The organism is Ketobacter sp. (assembly GCF_003671495.1).
GTDB lineage: Bacteria > Pseudomonadota > Gammaproteobacteria > Pseudomonadales > Ketobacteraceae > Ketobacter.
In genome coordinates this window covers 1-16,821 of record NZ_RCHN01000038.1, presented here as the reverse complement: position 1 = coordinate 16,821, position 16,821 = coordinate 1, and the positions used below count along the sequence as shown (strand labels likewise).

Annotated in this window: 14 protein-coding genes; 4 read left to right on the top strand and 10 right to left on the bottom strand. The window is 57.6% G+C overall.

Annotation, left to right across the window (positions count from 1 at the left end; all coding sequences use genetic code 11):
* Position 1: 1 nt before the first annotated feature.
* Positions 2 to 595 (bottom strand): DUF4136 domain-containing protein, encoded by a 594-nt coding sequence (locus D9N14_RS17910; protein ID WP_290582271.1) that lies wholly within the window; start codon positions 593 to 595, stop codon positions 2 to 4.
* 138 nt (positions 596 to 733) lie between these two features.
* Here D9N14_RS17910 and D9N14_RS17905 point away from each other — a divergent pair, with 138 nt between their 5' ends.
* Positions 734 to 1,378, top strand: coding sequence for an MBL fold metallo-hydrolase (locus tag D9N14_RS17905; protein ID WP_317622643.1), 645 nt, complete (start codon positions 734 to 736; stop codon positions 1,376 to 1,378).
* Here the strand turns inward: D9N14_RS17905 and D9N14_RS17900 are convergent.
* The 9 genes from D9N14_RS17900 to D9N14_RS17860 all read right to left on the bottom strand — a co-directional run bounded on the left by D9N14_RS17900 (position 1,323) and on the right by D9N14_RS17860 (position 11,461).
* A complete protein-coding gene (locus D9N14_RS17900) occupies positions 1,323 to 2,291 on the bottom strand; it encodes an alpha/beta hydrolase (protein ID WP_290582269.1) in 969 nt (322 codons plus the stop codon). The two genes, D9N14_RS17905 and D9N14_RS17900, sit on opposite strands and share 56 nt — an antisense overlap.
* The gene (locus D9N14_RS17895) at positions 2,257 to 4,140 is read right to left on the bottom strand and encodes a DUF4105 domain-containing protein (protein ID WP_290582267.1); all 1,884 of its coding nucleotides are present in this window, start codon (positions 4,138 to 4,140) and stop codon (positions 2,257 to 2,259) included. The genes D9N14_RS17900 and D9N14_RS17895 overlap by 35 nt, the downstream gene beginning before the upstream one ends.
* 71 nt (positions 4,141 to 4,211) lie before the next feature.
* A complete protein-coding gene (locus D9N14_RS17890; RefSeq protein WP_290582265.1) occupies positions 4,212 to 4,694 on the bottom strand; it encodes a DUF3015 domain-containing protein in 483 nt (160 codons plus the stop codon).
* Positions 4,695 to 4,829: 135 nt separating this feature from the next.
* Complete coding sequence (locus D9N14_RS17885) at positions 4,830 to 5,258, bottom strand: PaaI family thioesterase (RefSeq protein WP_290582263.1); 429 nt, start codon at positions 5,256 to 5,258, stop codon at positions 4,830 to 4,832.
* Positions 5,255 to 6,958, bottom strand: a complete 1,704-nt coding sequence (locus D9N14_RS17880; protein ID WP_290582261.1) for an acyl-CoA dehydrogenase family protein — start codon at positions 6,956 to 6,958, stop codon at positions 5,255 to 5,257. Before D9N14_RS17880 ends, D9N14_RS17885 begins: the two co-directional genes overlap by 4 nt.
* Positions 6,955 to 7,596 (bottom strand): TetR/AcrR family transcriptional regulator, encoded by a 642-nt coding sequence (locus tag D9N14_RS17875; protein WP_290582259.1) that lies wholly within the window; start codon positions 7,594 to 7,596, stop codon positions 6,955 to 6,957. Before D9N14_RS17875 ends, D9N14_RS17880 begins: the two co-directional genes overlap by 4 nt.
* Positions 7,597 to 7,669: 73 nt before the next feature.
* Positions 7,670 to 9,637, bottom strand: a complete 1,968-nt coding sequence (locus tag D9N14_RS17870) for a diguanylate cyclase (RefSeq protein ID WP_290582257.1) — start codon at positions 9,635 to 9,637, stop codon at positions 7,670 to 7,672.
* A 144-nt stretch (positions 9,638 to 9,781) separates the two neighbouring features.
* Complete coding sequence (locus tag D9N14_RS17865) at positions 9,782 to 10,972, bottom strand: GGDEF domain-containing protein (RefSeq protein ID WP_290582255.1); 1,191 nt, start codon at positions 10,970 to 10,972, stop codon at positions 9,782 to 9,784.
* Positions 10,973 to 11,056: 84 nt separating this feature from the next.
* Positions 11,057 to 11,461 (bottom strand): hypothetical protein, encoded by a 405-nt coding sequence (locus tag D9N14_RS17860; protein ID WP_290582253.1) that lies wholly within the window; start codon positions 11,459 to 11,461, stop codon positions 11,057 to 11,059.
* A 276-nt stretch (positions 11,462 to 11,737) separates the two neighbouring features.
* Here D9N14_RS17860 and D9N14_RS17855 point away from each other — a divergent pair, with 276 nt between their 5' ends.
* The 3 genes from D9N14_RS17855 (at position 11,738) to D9N14_RS17845 (ending at position 16,294) form a co-directional block, all read left to right on the top strand.
* Positions 11,738 to 12,514, top strand: a complete 777-nt coding sequence (locus D9N14_RS17855) for an alpha/beta fold hydrolase (protein ID WP_290582251.1) — start codon at positions 11,738 to 11,740, stop codon at positions 12,512 to 12,514.
* Between the two features lie 148 nt (positions 12,515 to 12,662).
* On the top strand, positions 12,663 to 15,959 hold the full coding sequence (gene tssI / locus D9N14_RS17850; protein WP_290582248.1) for a type VI secretion system tip protein TssI/VgrG: 3,297 nt from the start codon (positions 12,663 to 12,665) through the stop codon (positions 15,957 to 15,959).
* A gap of 2 nt (positions 15,960 to 15,961) precedes the next feature.
* Positions 15,962 to 16,294, top strand: coding sequence for an Imm3 family immunity protein (locus D9N14_RS17845; protein ID WP_290582246.1), 333 nt, complete (start codon positions 15,962 to 15,964; stop codon positions 16,292 to 16,294).
* Positions 16,295 to 16,821: the final 527 nt, after the last annotated feature.

The following is a 16,821-nucleotide window of genomic DNA, read 5'->3' as shown; positions in this document are numbered from 1 at the left end:
TTCAGCGTTTCAGGTCAGGCAGGGGGCGCAGCAGGCTGCGGATGATGTAGTCAAAGCGTTGATCCCGCTCTTCGTCGCTCAGCTCCTGGGACGTGAACACCTGCACCACCGCCCGCCAGTCCGTGTACTGGGTGTTGGGGTCCACCAGCATCAGCAGCAGGCTGCCTTTTTCGTATTTTTGGCTGCTGCTCACCAGTCCGGGTTCAAAGCCCAGCACGTCCCGCAGCTGGTGTTCGTTCAACTCGTTGCCCATAACGATCAGGCCGTGAATCAGGTAGTCCGGTTGCTGGCCCATGGGGGTGAAGGCATAACCCTTGGCCACCAGGCGGGTGTCGATTTTGGCTTTCAGGTCGTCCACCAGCTTTTGCGGCACCGTCATGCCATCGGGGGCGTGCACACTGATGGCGTCCTTCCAGGCCAGGGTTTCCCCTTGCTGAGGGGCGAACTCCGGGGCACTGGTGGACACCACCGAGGTCTGGCGCAGGGCCGGATTGATGCTCTGCTCAACGGGCTCGGTCACGCAGCCGCCGCTCAGCAGGCTCAGGCATATAAGGGCAGCCGGACAAATTGTGCGCATGAAGTAGGATGTCTGCATTCTGGTCCTCACTGGGGATCGGGTCTCTCGGTCTGTGGCAGTTTAGGGTCGGCGATCGGGAAGTGATATGATACGGATCTTATTGTCGATTGATGTAGGACATGTGCCTTCCTCGTGGCCTGTGAAAGAGAGTCTAGCATGTTGAAATATAGAATTATTCCTGTGACCCCCTTTGACCAGAACTGTTCCCTGATCTGGTGTGATGAAACCCTGAAGGCGGCGGTGGTGGACCCCGGCGGGGACCTGGACCGGGTGTATGCGGCGGTGCAGGCCGAGGGGGTGACGCTGGACAAGATTCTGCTGACCCACGCCCATATCGATCATGCCGGCGCCACCGCGGACCTGTCTGAAGAACATTCCCTGCCCATTATCGGCCCCCATCAGGGGGATGATTTCTGGATTCAGGGCTTGCCGGAGCAGGGAAAAATGTTCGGCTTCAAAGCGGCCCGGGTGTTTGAGCCCACCCATTGGCTGCAGGACGGGGAGTCGGTCCAGGTGGGTAATGTGACTCTGAGTGTGCTGCATTGCCCGGGGCATACCCCCGGCCACGTGGTGTTCTTTGATCCGGTGAGCAAACTGGCGATTGTGGGGGACGTTCTGTTCAACGGCTCCATCGGCCGCACCGACTTTCCCGGCGGGGATCACGCCACCCTGATCAGCTCCATCAAAGACAAGCTGTTCTCCCTGGGGGACGATGTGGAATTCATTCCCGGCCATGGTCCCATGTCTACTTTTGGTTACGAGAAGAAGACGAATCCGTTTGTGCGGGGCCAGTGGGGCTAGATTCGGAGCGGCTGGATTCCAGATCGCGCATGGGGTCCTGCGCCGGGTCCTCCAGAAAATTGAGCAGGATGCGGCGATAGCGGGGATGCCCGAAGGTGGCAATGTGGGGGCCGTGACTGGTCACCCAATATTTCGGTGCCTGTGCCTGTTCAAACACCGTCTGGCCCTGGGCAAAGGGGATGATCTGATCTTCCGGGCTGTGGATGAACAGCAACGGCACCGGACTGAAATCCGCCACGTGGTCCTTGGGGTTATATTCCGTGGGCAAAAACCAGGGCACGATGAATTGCAGGGGCCAGGTGATCACATGGCGATCGAGCACGTCTTTGGCAATGTCCCGGTGCCCGGCGAACACCGCATCCAGTGCTACCGCCCGATAGATACGCTGGTCCGGCGGCAGTTGACTGAAATAAACGCTGGAGATGGCGGCCCCCAGGCTCTGGCCCAGCACGTAAACCGGTAACTGTTTGTCCCGGGCATAGGCTTCCAGCCAGCGGTACATGGCATCCACATCCAGAAACACGTCAGGAAAATCCGGCGATCCCTGTGAGCGGCCGTAACCCCGGTAGTCCATCAGCAAAACGTCATAGCCCTGCTCCGGCAACCAGTAAACGCTGTTAATGTGGGTGCTGATGTTCTCCGCGTTGCCATGGAGAAAAAAGACGATGCCCTTGGGCTGTTGGGCCGGCAGCAGCCAGCCGTGAATGCTCAGGTGATCCCGGGTTTTCACCACCACATCCTCATACACCAGCCCGCCCTCATCCGGTGTGTGCAGAATCTTTTTTGACGGATAGAAAAAATAGCTTGAACAGGCGCTCATCTGCGTCACCAGAAACAGGCTCAGGGCACCGTAGATCAGTACCCTCGATTTCAGGACGTTAAAAATAGTGGCGGAATTCCAGGCTGACTTCATCGATCAGGGTATCCACTTCTTTACGATGGGTGGCAAACAATCGTACGGCATTATCCCGGCCGATGGGAATATTCTGGATCAACTGATGCTGGTAACGCTCCAGTCCGTCACTGAACTGATAATAATCGGATTCCAGCTGCAGGGTGCCGAAGGGCAGATAGGCTAATGCCCCCACCAGTGCGCCGGCGCCCACCGCCCAGTTGTGCTCCAGCAGTTCGTTGTATTCCAGTCGGCCCATGGCCATGGTGTACAGCAGAATATCCGCGCCCTGGCCATTCACGTCAACACCGTAGGTCACCCCGGCGCCGCCGTGCACCTGGGCCACCAGATCATCGTCGTCGTGGGCATACAACCGCTCAAAACCTGCCTGCACCCGCCAGGTGATGGGCTTCAGGAAGCGGTTGCGGGGTGCGTGGGAGTTGATGTCCACAAAATTGATCTGCTCAATCTGCAGGGAATCGTTTTCCTGCTGGCGCAGGCGCAATTCAAACAGGTTGATGGCCGCGCCGTCCAGATAACCGATGCGGTTGTCCGCCAGATCGTGGTAACTCATGCGCAGGCGCAGATCGGCAAAGCCGGTGCTGTCTGACTGGCCACCGGTGAGTCCCAGCAGCAAGGTTTTGTGGCCCTGTTCGGGGGAGTGTTCCGGTGTGGGCACCACGCTTTGCTGTACCGGTAACTGGCTGACCCGCTGCAACAGTTGCAGGCTGTAGCGGGCGCCCTCTGCGGTGCGGGGCTGGTCCAGTTCCAGATAGCGCAGATATTCGTAAGCGGCGGCAACGATGCGGCCTTGCTGCTCCGGCGTCAGTGCCGTCAAGCGAGCGTCATCCAGAGTGATTTCGCGGCGTGCCAACTGCCAGGTAAGCTGTTGGTGTTCATCACTCAGCTGATTAACGTTGAATTCCAGTTGGGTGGCCACTGAGGGCCGGTAGGTGGTGCTTGCAACGAAGTCGCCGTCGATCACCGCCCGCACAGTGTCGATGGGAATGGCGCGTACACCAAACTCATCCCGCAACGAGCTGCCCGGACGGGCAAACTCCAGCAGTTCCAAGAGCCGGTATGAACAGTTCTCGTCAAAGAAATAATATTCAAAGTCCACATTACGCAGTTCCCACAAATGGGTGGTCATGCGCCGGGTTTCCTGCGGTGTCAGATTCAGGTTGTATTCCCACAGGTCACGGTTTTCGATGCGGCTGTATTCCTTGATCTTCTCGTAATATTTGATGACGCTGAAAAAACCGGGGTAGCCACCGAACAGGCCTTTGTAGGCGTATAAAATGGAATTGTCTTCCGCGTTTAACTCCGCGCCGAAATTGACCGCGTACGATAACCAGGTGGAGCCCTCCTCCACATTTTCGGGGTCAATGCGGAGGAACGTATGGCCGAACATGGAGGAGGGGCTGTTCAGATAGGAGGACGCAAATACCAGGCTGGCACTGTGCGGTTTCAACGTGCCCATCCACTGGTTGAATTCGGGGCAGTGCGGTGGTGTGAGCGGTGGCTCCGGTAACTCGAGTTCTGAATTCAGAAAATGCCAGCGGGCCGGAAAGCGGCACACCGGATGCTGGTCGGCATCGTCTACCGGTTGGTAAAACGCGGCCAGGGTGGCGTTCAATTCTGCGGCGGGATCGGTTTTGCCATTGGCAGCCAGAAAAAATTCGTCGTCGTCCACCTGGCTCTCAACACGCTGTTGGCCATAGGTGGGTTCATAATGAAGTAGGCGCTGCCAGGTTGTGGATTCAGACAGTGATGTGCTCTGTTGAGCGTCCAGCTCAAGGGCCTGGGCCGGGCTCGTGACGCAAACGAAAAGCAGCCAGCAGACCGCTGCAAAGCGCAAAGGTGATGTCATGGTGGTGGGAATATTATCTGGATGATCAAATAAAAAGGGGGCAGTGCCCCCTTTTGTTCAGCGTGGCTGAATTACGCTACGTACTTGGACAGACGCTGGTCTGCTTTCATTACGCTGACGATGTTGTTCAGCACGTCTTCTGCTGTGGCGTCAGCGGATACAAAAATGCTGGAGAAATTGCTGTGGATGGCATCGGCGAAATGAGCACGATCTTCCGGTGCAATACCCATGGAAACGGCAACCGCAGTCATGGCTTCGCCTTCACCTTTGGCGGCGTCGGCCACGAATTCATCCATAACCTGAGTCAGGTTCACCAGAGACTGGCCGCCATAGGTCAGGGTGCCGTTGGAGGAGCAACCGTTGGTTCCGGTAGTCATACCAAAAGTGGCGTTGCCTGAAGTACCGTTGGTCCAGGAAGCCAGAAAGTGGGGACCCAGGCCGCTCTGGCCTTCAAACAGCATGTTACCCCAACCGCAGTCCGGGCCGCCGGGCGCTTCTGCCATGGCGATGGTAGTGGAACCCATTAATACTGCGCCGATTAGTAACTTTTTCATATCCATTGATCTCCAATATTGTTGGTTTTGGTATGTCTCGGTATCCGTATCGGTACTGCACCGCAAACAATAACATCCCCGATATTGATCGAAACATCCTTGTAAGTAAAGGATATTTCAGAAAAATGTCCACCCTTAATCTGTGGCTTCGGAATTCGGTGGAATGGAGTAAGTGAGGGTGACGTGAGCCACAGAATCGTCCAGTCCCTCGCTGTAGATCAGCACATCCCCCACCGCCAGACGCGCGCCCATTTTCAGGATGCGGGCTTCGGCCCGCAAGCGACCGGGCAGTGGTTTACGATAGAAGTTGATATTGAGGTTAGTGGTCACCGCCAGGGCCACTTTGCCCAGGTTACCCAGAATGGCCACGTACATGGCGGCGTCTGCCAATGCCATCAACGTGGGTCCGGAGACGGTGCCACCGGGGCGCAGATGGCGTTCATTAGTGGGCAATTCCAGGGTGGCGCCGTCACGATCGATGTGGGTGATGGTGGCGTCAAACTGTGGGAAGATTTCCGCCAGGTAGGTTTGCACCTGGTTCGGGGTCAGTGTGGTTACCGTCATACACCCACCTGTGGCTGTGCCCGTTGGATAATGCTCTGGCAGTCGACGCCTTTGGGCATGGTGCCGTACATGTGATGACTGCCGCTTTGCAGGCGGGTAGCGCAAAACGCATCGGCTACCGCTGCGTTGTCTGCTCGCAACAAGACGCTGGCCTGCAGTGACAGTGCCAGATGCTCCACCAATACGCGGGCCTGGAATTCCACATCGGATAAATCGGCGAACAGATTTTTGGTGGTGGAGACAAACCGGTCAAAGGCCGGATGCAAACCTTTGGCTTCGTCGATTTCAGCAAACAACGCTTCCAACGATCCCGGGGTGCGGCTCATGGCCCGCAGCATGTCCAGGCACTGCACATTGCCGCTGCCTTCCCAGATGGCATTGACCGGCGCTTCCCGATACAGGCGCGGCATGATGCTGTCCTCCATAACGGCACTGCCGCCAATGCACTCCATGGCCTCGTAGGCGTGCCCCGGCGTGCGCTTGCAGATCCAGTACTTGCCGATGGCGGTGCCGATGCGGGCTACGAGTTTTTCGTGTTCGTCTTCCGGGTTGTCCAGCGCCCGGGCCATGCGCAGGGTCAGCGCCATGGCGGCTTCGCTTTCAATGGCCAGATCCGCCAGCACGTTTTGCATCAAGGGTTGATCGGTCAGTAATTTGCCAAAGGCTTTGCGCTGGCTGCAGTGATGAAGAATCTGCGCCATGGCCTGGCGCATGCCAGAGGACGAGCCGATCATGCAATCGAATCGGGTCAATGCCACCATCTCCAGAATGTTGGCGATACCACGGCCTTCATCGCCGATGAGCCAACCCATGGCGCCGCGCAATTCTGTCTCCGACGAGGCGTTGGACACGTTACCCATTTTGTTTTTCAGCTGCTGAATCTGCAGCGGATTCTTGCTGCCGTCCGGGCGCCAGCGGGGCACCAGAAAACAGGAAATACCGCCTTCTGCCTGCGCCAGAACCAGAAAAGCATCACACATGGGGGCAGAGACAAAATACTTGTGGCCCACCAGTTCATAGATTTCGCCAGCACCCCATTGACCCACCGGATAGGCGCGGGTGGTGTTGGCGCGCACATCGGAGCCCCCCTGCTTTTCGGTCATGGCCATGCCGATGGTGACCCCGGATTTTTCGGCCACCGGCACATTGCGGGGGTCGTAGTGGCGGCTGGTGATCAGGGGCTCCCACACACTGGCGATGGAGGCCTGCTTGCGGATGGTGGGGATTGAGGCAAAGGTCATGGTGATGGGGCAGCCATGGCCCGCCTCCACCTGGGACTGCAGGTAAAACAGGGCAGCGCGATAGACATTGCTGCCGGGGCGCGGGTCGCACCAGGGAATCGAGTGGATGCCGTTGACGATCGCCGTTTCCATCAGTTTGTGATAGGCCGGGTGAAATTCAATGAGGTCCACCCGGCGGCCGAATCGGTCGTGGCTGCGGAATTCCGGTTTGACTTTGTTGGCCTGAAATCCCCACTGGATCACCTGGGCGGAGCCGGTGAGCTGGCCGAACGCGGTGAGGTCCATGTGCGACGCAGCGGCGCCTTCCCGTTTCACCGCCTCCTGCAGGGCCACGTCGGCCAGATACAGGTTGTAATCTTCCAGCGCGTAGGACTGGTTTTCCACGGTGTGGGTGTCCGCCAGGGTGTGCGCCGATGGGGTCTCGGGTGAGGGTTGAAAAGACGGGTTGCGTGGGTTCATCGGTGGTTCTCCGGTTTCACCACAGCCCGCAGGCAGAATGCAATGATGTGCAAGCAGTGGTCCTGGTTCAGGGGGTGATTGGTGGCATAGGTTGGGTTTTGCGAGCGGGCCTGCTGCAGGGGCAGGATCACGGTTTCCGCCATGGCACCTACCAGTGCGGTGGCACACAACGTGGCCGGTTGCGAAATGAATACGCCCTGCTGCATGCCCTGTTCCAGCCGTTGCGCAAACACCTCTGCCCATTGGGCCCGGTAGTTCAGACGGGTCTGCTCCAGCTCCGGGTCCACCGGTTCGGCGATCAGGGCATAGGCCAGGTTGGGATTGCGCATGGCCCGCTGGATGAAGCATTCCAACGCTTGCTGCAGTTGTTGCACTGCATCCCCGGCATCCAGGCCGGCATGGGACACGGCCTCGATCTCCCGCTGGGTGGCGGCTTCAAAAACGGCAACACAGAGTTCGGATTTGGACGGGAAATAACGATACACCGTGCCGGTGGCAATGGCGCTGCGACGAGCCACTTCAGCGATGGAGAGGCTGCGAAAACCGCCGGCGGAAACCAGTTTTTTGGCCTCCTTCAGCAGTCTGGCCCGGGTCTGGGCCTTGCGCTGTTCGGTGAACTCGGTAGCCCGGTATGCCATAAAGTGAATCCATGTTCATTTCTTGGTTTCAGTAAAGCACGGCGGTGGGTTCCGGTCAAGAGCGGAGCCCGGGTCAGCCGTTGTGCTGATTCAGGGGAGAGGAAAAATTGGGCAGGGCGAAATTGACCTGATTGCGGCCGTTGGCCTTGGAGGCGTACAGGGCGCTGTCGGCGGCGGCGATGAAGCGGTCCACATCCTGGTGTCGCTCGGGAATGCAGGAGGTGACTCCGATACTGGCGGTGATCATGACCCGCTGGCCTTCCACATCGAAAAGGATATCGCGGATGGCCTCGCACACCTGGTCGGCCACCCGCATGGCACCCGGCTGGTCGGTGTTGGGCAGCAGGATGCAGAACTCCTCACCACCATAACGGGCCACCACATCGTTCTCCCGCAATGCGCACTGCTGGATGGTTTGCGCCACTTCCCGCAGGCAGTCATCACCCACCAGGTGGCCGTGGGTATCGTTGAATTGTTTGAAGTGATCAATGTCGATGAGGAGCGTGGCCACCGGGGATTTTTCCCGCCGGGCCCGGGAGAACTCCCGTTCCAGTGCCCGGTTCAGATAGCGCCGGTTGCGAATTCCGGTGAGGCCGTCGGTATAGGTGAGTTCTTCCAGCCGTTGGTTGGCGATCTCCAGCTCGTGGGTGCGCTCGCGCACCTTGTGTTCCAGGGTTTCGGTGGCCTGACGTTGTACCGCCAGCGCGGCGGCCTGGGCTTCCCGGGCCTCCCGTTCGTGCACCAGCGCCTGCTCCTGGGCCTTGCGCGCGTTCTTCTCCTGTTGCAGGGCTTCTGCTTGCGCCAGTCGTGCCACCCGTTCATTTTCCAGGGCGTGCAGCTGAGCTTCAAAGCGGCGGCGCTTCTCGATGTTGAGGCGATCCGCCAACGCAAAGGACAACAGGATCACTTCCATGGCGGAGCCGAACTGGGTGGCGTTTTCCGTGAGAAAATTGCGGGGAATCACATCGAACTTATTCAATGCCAGAATGATGCCGCCGATCAGAAAGGTGAACCAGGAAATGCAATAGTACTTGGCGGAGGAATCCCCCAGCACCCAGCGATACATGCCCACCCCCAGCGCCAGGGTGATGCCGATGATGGCCCAGGTGATGACCACGGCAATCATGGTGCGATAATCAAACAGCAACGTGGATGCCGCGATCAGGGCACTGATGAGCACCACCGCCGTGCCCACATGGTGCAGGCGCGGAAAAGTTTCTTCGATGCGTAAAAACCGAATGGTGAACAGGGCTGCGAACAGCACCACGCAGGCCAGGAAGAACACAATGCTCTGATCATTCCACCAGGTGTTGTTGGGCCACAGGTACTGGAAGGAGATGCCACTCAGGCTGGCAAAGAACAGCGACACGCTGGCCACGTACAGAACGTAGTACAGGTAATTGGATTCCCGCACGGAGAAAAACACAAACAGGTTGTAGAGCACCATTACCCCCATGGTGCCGAAGTAAATGCCCAGGCCGAGCATTTCCGCCTGGCTGTTCTTCAGCAGGCTGGCATCCCGCCACAGGAACAGGGGCACCTGCATGGAGCTAGTGGTCTGTATGCGCAGGTAATAGGTGGCGGCACTGTTGGCCTCCAGGTTCAGCGGCACGACAAAATTACGATGCTCAACCAGGCGATCATGGAAGGGGTGTTTGTCCCCCAGCTCATACAGCAGGGTTTCGCGGTCGGCCTGCTCAACGTACACATCCACGTTGTCCAGCACGGTATAGCCGATTTCAATATTGGCGGACTGGGTGGAATTGGCGGTGTTCTTGACCTTGAAACGAAACCAGTACACGTCGTCGGTGTAACCGAAATTCAGGCTCTCCCGATGGCGCGGTGCATCCCGCCAGCGGTCGGCGTTCCGGCGGGCGTCATCGAATGACAGGGTGTGGGCGGAATCCGGCAGGTACTCCAGATAAGGCAGCAGGTTGAGCCGGTCGGTGTGATCGGATATCAACAACGTATCAGCTGCCCGGGCCAGGGTGCTGGCGAGCAATAAGAGCAGGAGCAGGGGTAATCGGGTCAATGTGCTCAAACAGGGGCCTTCCGTTACTTCAGTGAGCGATCGAGATCTGAATCGCTTGCTTACGTACTCAGTTTAGACCCTGGTGGGCAGAAAAAGTGTCCGGTTTCAAATAATAACAAAAGAGGTTTAGGCAATACGTTTTGTTACGTGCGATTACTTCACGATGTCTGCGATGTTGTGCTCATCCCCAAGATCCTGAATGATGATGCGGTTGCGGCCGCTGTCCTTGGCTCGATACAGATTCTGATCCGCCTGATGCACGATGGCTTCTGCCTGATCCGGGCGGGTGGGAATGCCGGTTACCATGCCGCCGGAGAGGGTGACGGTGTTGCTGATGGCGGATGCTTCGTGGGCCAGTTGCAATAAGTCCACGCTGCGTTTGGTTTTTTCAGCAAAGGTGCGCGCTTCATTGGGAGCGGCATCGAACCACATCAGCAGGAATTCCTCGCCACCATAGCGCCCGGCAAAATCCAGCGGTCGCTGGCAGTTCTTGGCCAGCGCAGCGGCCACTTCCACCAGACATTGATCGCCTTTGATATGGCCATACTGATCATTGAAGTTTTTGAAAAAATCCACATCCACCAGCAACAGGGTAATGGGTTTCTTTTCACGGAATGCGTACTCGGTGAGGTGAGTGAGTTTCTGGTTGAGTGCGCCGCGATTGTATAGCCCCGTCAAGGGATCGGTCTTGGCCAGCGATTTCAGTGCACCCCGCTGCAAAAACGAGATACGCACCTGATATTCCAGGGTGTAGGCGCTGACACCGCCGATCAGACAGGTGGCGAAGATAAAAAAGTACTGGTGCAATTTGGACGGGTGTGGCCCCAGGTACGTTTCACTGAGGATGAGGTAACTCAACGCCACCAGGATGATGCAGGCAAGGGATTGGCGGAAGTACATGCCACCCAGAAAAAAGGCCACCATGATCAACAGCATGGCGCCTTCATAGGGCGCATAAACCCCGGCCTGCAAGCCGTACACAACCTGGATGTTGGTGGTGATGCCGATAAAGGTGATGATGAGAAAACTGAATACAGAGAAGTAACGGCGAAAGCCTTCGCGAAAGGTGAACACCAGGGCCAGCACCAGAATCGGGATGGTGATCCAGGCACGGGCGATCAGATAGAACTCACGAATCTCGCCATTCAGATGAGCCATATCCAGTGGAATCAGGAGCAGCAACAGCAGAATGCCCACAATGATCGCGCCCCGCTGTTTGACCACATTGCGGGCGTGAAAAAAAGTGCGGAACTCCGATTCCAACTCATCCGAGAAGGTAAGAGACTTGAATCCTTTTGCGAGTTGCCTATCGTACTTTTGTAGATCCGAGTCGAACTCTGGCATTTCACCAATACACGAAATTAATTAGTGTCAGTATAGCAACTAATTAATCCATTAAGCGAAACCGGGCGCGGTTTGCCACGGGCCTCAGCTTTGCTGGAACAGGGTGAGCGCCGCATCCCGGCTGGCCTGATCCGCCTGCGCTTGCAGGGCATTGCCCGGTTGTTCGCTGATGCGTTGCCGCAGGGCGTCAGTAGCGGCAGCGGCCTGTTGTTCGGTCTGAATGTCACGGTTGGCGGCGGCCGGGAATTCGGCCTCCCCGCTGGTTTGGACCCCGTCCAGGTCACTCTGCTGGGATTGGCCCAGGCTTTCCACCACCTGGCTGCGCTGCAGTTGCAGCTCGCTCACCGGGTTGCTGCTGCTGAAACGGTCTTCCGCCGCCCGCTGGGTCTGATTCTGAGTTTCGGCCTGCGCCGCATCCCGACCCTGCTTTTCGGCATTGGTTTTAGGCTGAATCAGCGTGGTGGAGCTGTTGCTGTTAATAGGTTCCATCTGCCTGACCTGTGGTGACGTCAATACGTCCCCTCAACATAGTCAATCTCCCCTTGAGCGTCCAATAACATACCGTCGCAAAACCCCGTTTGGTTATGAAGGTACGGTGAAGGTACAGGGCGCGCCGCCGTCAGCCTGCGTCCCCCGGGCAAATCCATCGGCCTGGCTGGCGTGGTATCCTCGAGCTCAATTAAGCCATGTGATTTAATTTGGGCGTGCGATTCGGTTAATGCAGGCTGGTTGAACAAAAACAAACTGATTTAGTGAGAGGAACGTATGATCTGGCATCACATCGAGAAGGGCCACGGGCGCCCCCTAATCCTTCTGCACGGTATTGGCATGAACAGTGAAGCCTGGGCGCCGGTGATGGACCGATTGGCGGTGCAGCGTCGGGTCATTGCCTTTGATATCCCAGGCTTTGGCCAAACGCCGGGCATCGAGGGGCGGGAGCCCGGCTCCGAGGCCATGGTGGAGAGCCTGGGCCAGAGTTTGAGGAAGATGGGCATCGACGAGCCGGTGGACATGGTGGGCAATTCCCTGGGGGGGCGCATCATGCTGGACGCCGCCGCAGAGGGCCTGGCGCGCTCCGTGGTGGGGATCTCGCCGGCCGGATTGTGGCGGGAAACCGGGCCCGGTCACCTGGAGCCCCTGTTCGGCGCCATGCGTAAGGCCTATCAGGTGGCGCCGGGCCTGACCGACCAATTGTTGAAAACCTCGGTGGGTCGCACCCTCATCATGGCGGGCGCGGTGTCGGCCCGTGGCTGGAAAATGCCGGCCCGGGACGCCATCCGCTCCGCCCGCATGTTTGCGCAATCCCATCACTTTGACGCGGTGTTCGACGCCTTCCGCCCACCGTTTGCCCGGGCCGCCGAGGTGTCGGTGCCCTGTACCATCGCCTTTGGTGACCTGGACATGGTGTTCCCCCTGGGCACCCGCGACCGCAGTCGGGCCCCGGCCCATACCCACTGGGTGCGCCTGCCCGGCTGTGGCCATGTGCCCATGTGGGATGCCCCCGGGCTGGTGAGCCACGTCATTCTGCGGGGCACCCATTAAGTGGCCAAAGCAGGCTCCTGAAAACAGGTGGCTGTAATTACGTGCCTGGAATTAGGTGCATAATAGATAAGACCACCTGAAAACCACGCGAAAATCTGCGCGCTCCCTGTCTATGTAGAAGGCCTAAATACCACAGACAGGGAGTGCCATGTCTTCCCCCGCCAACCACAGCCGTTTTGCCCTGCAGGTTCCCGCCCTGGATGATGAGGTGCGGGTGGTGTCGTTCCAGTATCAGGGTGCACTGTCCACGCCCTTTGAGTGCTGGCTGGATGTCGCCTGTGAACGCCGCGACCTGCCGTTGGCGGATCTGCTCGGCAAGAGCGGTGTGTTGACCCTGTTCGATGCCAGGCATCCCCGTCACATTCACGGCGAGCTGGTGCAGCTGACCCAGGGCGCCATCGGTAAACGTTTCACGTCATACCGCATGCTGTTGCGGCCTAAAATCAGCCTGCTGGGGCTGCGCAGTGGCATGCGCATCTTTCAGGACAAGACCGCCCGGCAGATCATCACCCAGGTGTTGAAGGATGCAGGCATCACCGACCAGCAGGTGCGCTGGCAGATCCAGTCGCCACCGCTGCAGCGGGAATATTGTGTCCAGTACCGGGAAACCGATCTGGATTTTGTCCAACGCCTGCTGGTTGAGGAAGGGCTGTTCTACCACTTCGAACACAGCCTGTCGGGCCATGTGCTGGTGATTGCCGACAGCAACAGCGTGTTTCAGCCGCTGCCCGGCCGGGCCGTGTTGCCCTATCGCAGCCGCAGTGGCCTGGTCAGTGGGGAAGAGTCGATCTATGAGTTCCATAGTCAACAGCAGCTGCAAAGCGGCGCGGTGACGCTGCGGGACTACGGTTTTCAAAAACCTGCCAACAGTCTGGAGGGCAGTGCCAGCGCGAGCGACTTTGACGAGCTGCAACACTACCGTTATCCCGGACGTTTTCAGAGCCCGGCCCAGGGGCGCGCGTTCGGGCAGGCACAATTGCAGGGTCACCAGGCTCAACGGGCCTCCGTGACGCTGGAATCGGACTGTGTGCGCCTGGCGGTGGGGCGACGTTTTAGCCTGAGCCAACACGGCACCCAGGCGTTTAACCAGGAATACGTGGTCTCCTCGCTGCAGGTGGAAGGCCGCCAGCCCCAGGTGTTGGAAGAGGGTGCCTCCGAGGAGGGCAGTCACTTTGGTGTGCGGGCCCAGGCCATACCCGCTCAAACCCCCTATCGGCCCTGCCCCACCCAACAGAATCCAACCCAACAGCGCCCCCGCATCAGCGGCGTGCAGACCGCGTTTGTGACCGGTCCCAAAGGGGAAGAAATCTATACCGATCAACATGGCCGCATCAAAGTGCAGTTCCATTGGGATCGCGAGGGCAAGCGTAATGAGAACAGCAGTTGCTGGCTGCGGCTGAGCCAGGCCTGGGCCGGCAATCAATGGGGCGCGCAGGCGTTGCCCCGCATTGGCCAGGAAGTGATTGTGAGCTTTCTGAACGGCGATCCGGATCGCCCCCTGGTGACTGGAGCCCTCTACAACGCCACCACCCAACCCCCTTACAACCTGCCGGCCAACAAAACCCGGACCACGCTCAAATCCCAGAGCAGCCCTGGCGCCGGTGGCTATAACGAGCTGCGCCTGGACGATAAAAAGGGCAGTGAGCAGATCTTTATTCACGGCCAGAAAGATGTGGAGCTGTATGTGAAGAACGATCGCATGGACAGCATCGATCATGACCGTCACCGCATCGTGATCGCCGCCGCCAAAGAGAAAGTTGGCCAGGACTACAGCAATAAAACCGGCGCCAATCGCAACCTCAAAATTGGTCAGACCCTGTCCCAGACGGTGGGTGGCAACGTGCAGCAAAAGGCCGGGCAGAACTGGCTGCAGCAGGTGGGCAACGAATGCAGCATGAAGGCCGGTACCAGCGTGGTGTTGGATGCTGGCATGTCGGTCACCCTCAAAGCCGGGGGCGGTACCATCGTGTTGAATCCGTCCGGCGTGGCCATCACCGGAACCATGGTCAGAATCAACAGTGGCGGTGGCGCCGGTTCCGCCAAAAGCGCCTCACCCACGGCCCCGCAGCCACCAAAAGCAGTGGACCCCGGCAACCCCGGTGCCACCATGCCGGCCCTGGGAGCCAGCGCCCGCTTCAAGCAACAGCCGGTGGAGTTTGATGAAAGCAAGGGGCGGGCCTTGGATGCTAGCGCCGTGAAGACGCTGGAAAAAACCTTTGTGCACGGTTCTGCTTCGGCAGCGCCGTCTAAAAGCCATGCCAGCAGTAACCAGGCCAACAGTAACCAGGCCAACAAGATCCCGTCAGTGGCGCCTGCCGTGACGGCGCTGACCGCCAGTCTGGCGCGGGTGCAGCAGGGCGAGGCAGATCCGGCAGGCAAGGTATTCAGCCCTGAGCGGATTGATCAGTTGCTGTCAGGGCGGGGCTTTGGGGGACAGATGAGCCGCCACAGCGGCGCCCGCGACGAGGCCGCCCAACTGCGCGAGCTGGGGGCGGGCAGCGATGATACCGTGGTGGACCTGAGCGGCTTAACCCGGGAGCAGAAACAGGATACGGTGTTCCGCCAGACCGGGTATTTTATCTCGGAGGAAACCGCAGAGACGCTGACTCACAATATCGACAGCGGCGCCCAACAGATGGTGATCAGCGATGCGGTGGCCGAAGGCGAAGCCAATGCCCGTGCCTATATTCAGGATCATCCGGCAGTCAAAGCCTACACCGACAACCTGGAATCGGCGATTGCTGATCCGGAAGGCAGCGCCTACGGCGGCGGCCCCGGCTTGGTGGCGGGCCTCTCCGAAGGCGCCCGCCAGGCCAATAATATTCTCACCGTGAATAATGCTAAGATGTCAGCGGCGTTGAAAGATGCGGCGCTGGATGAGTTGTTGCTGGATACGGGTGGGTTGGTGTTGAGTGGTGCTCCTGTGGTGGGGGCGGTGCGGGGTGTTGGGAGGGGTGTACCAAACACGAAAGTGTTGACCAAAGCTGAAAGGCTAGAGATCCAGCAAGCGCTACAAACCCGGGTCGATGATGTTCGTGTGGGGCTACCTAAGAAACTTCGAGGTAGCGGCAACGTGGGAGTTGCTCAGCTTGATATACCGGGATTGCCTACTGAGTTGAAAGCTCATAGCCGCATTAACTACCCTACTGATAAAGATGCTGATGGGTTCGTGCATTTGGCCGACGAATCTGATTGGATTTTTAAACCGAAGGCAGTCGATCCTGACAATGTTAGGGTGGGTACACCGGATGCATATACAAGGCAATGGGATACTGAGTTCAAGATTCTGAATGATGTGGCTTTAAGACTTGGAAATAATCGAAATGCAGCAGGTTCTATAAACCTGTTTACAGAAAGGTTGACTTGTACCAGTTGTACAGACGTTATATTCGACTTTAAAGATCGATACCCTAATATTCAGCTGAACGTGTTTGCGGGAGAATAATCGTGGATAAATGGTCGTACAAAGAACTACAAGAATTTATCCTTGAGGATATTGAAGAGTTTTTGGGGGATGGGCTCGATATTCGACAGGCGTCTTCACGTGTGCAAGTTGAGTATGCGAAGTCAATAAAGGAGAGTGAGCTAGAAAAGCTAATTATCTATATGGCTTTGTGTGAAGAAGGCGTGAAGCATGGATTTCTCAGGGATGATATCAAAGAGCAAACGCAGGAATTGTTGGGGCGAATCGATCTTGGGTATTGTGATCAACAACTTAGTGATGAGGAGCGGCTTAAGCTAAGAGATGATATAAAGCGTACATTATCTCTACTGTCATAAAGTTAACCCGCTAATGGCAGTTTTGTTGTTCTAGGCAGTGTTGATTCAGTTTCTACTCAATCATCAACTGGTAAATATGCGCGTCGTACAGATGTGTCTGCAGAGCTGCAGGCGATGGTAATGCTACCTTATTGGCAGCTACCATATAAGCTGGAAGCAAGGGGCACTGAGTTTGAAACAACTGTAGATGATATCTATGTGTGATGGCCAAATTTGGGTAGTGTTCAGAATTCTGTGTCATTCCTTTTGGTCTAATGATAAAGAAATGACACAGAATTCTGAACACTACCTTTTCAGAGGGTGTTCAAAATTCTGTGTCAGCCTAGAGGCGTCATAAGCTGATGTATTTCTCCAGCCGGTCCGGGAAGTGGATTGTGAGCTGTGACAGCGTCAGGTTCCAGTTCGAGGGTGTTCAAAATTCTGTGTCAGCCTAGAGGCGTCATAAGCTGATGTATTTCTCCAGCCGGTCCGGGAAGTGGATTGTGAGCTGTGACAGCGTCAGGTTCCAGTTCTGAATCGGGTGAGTC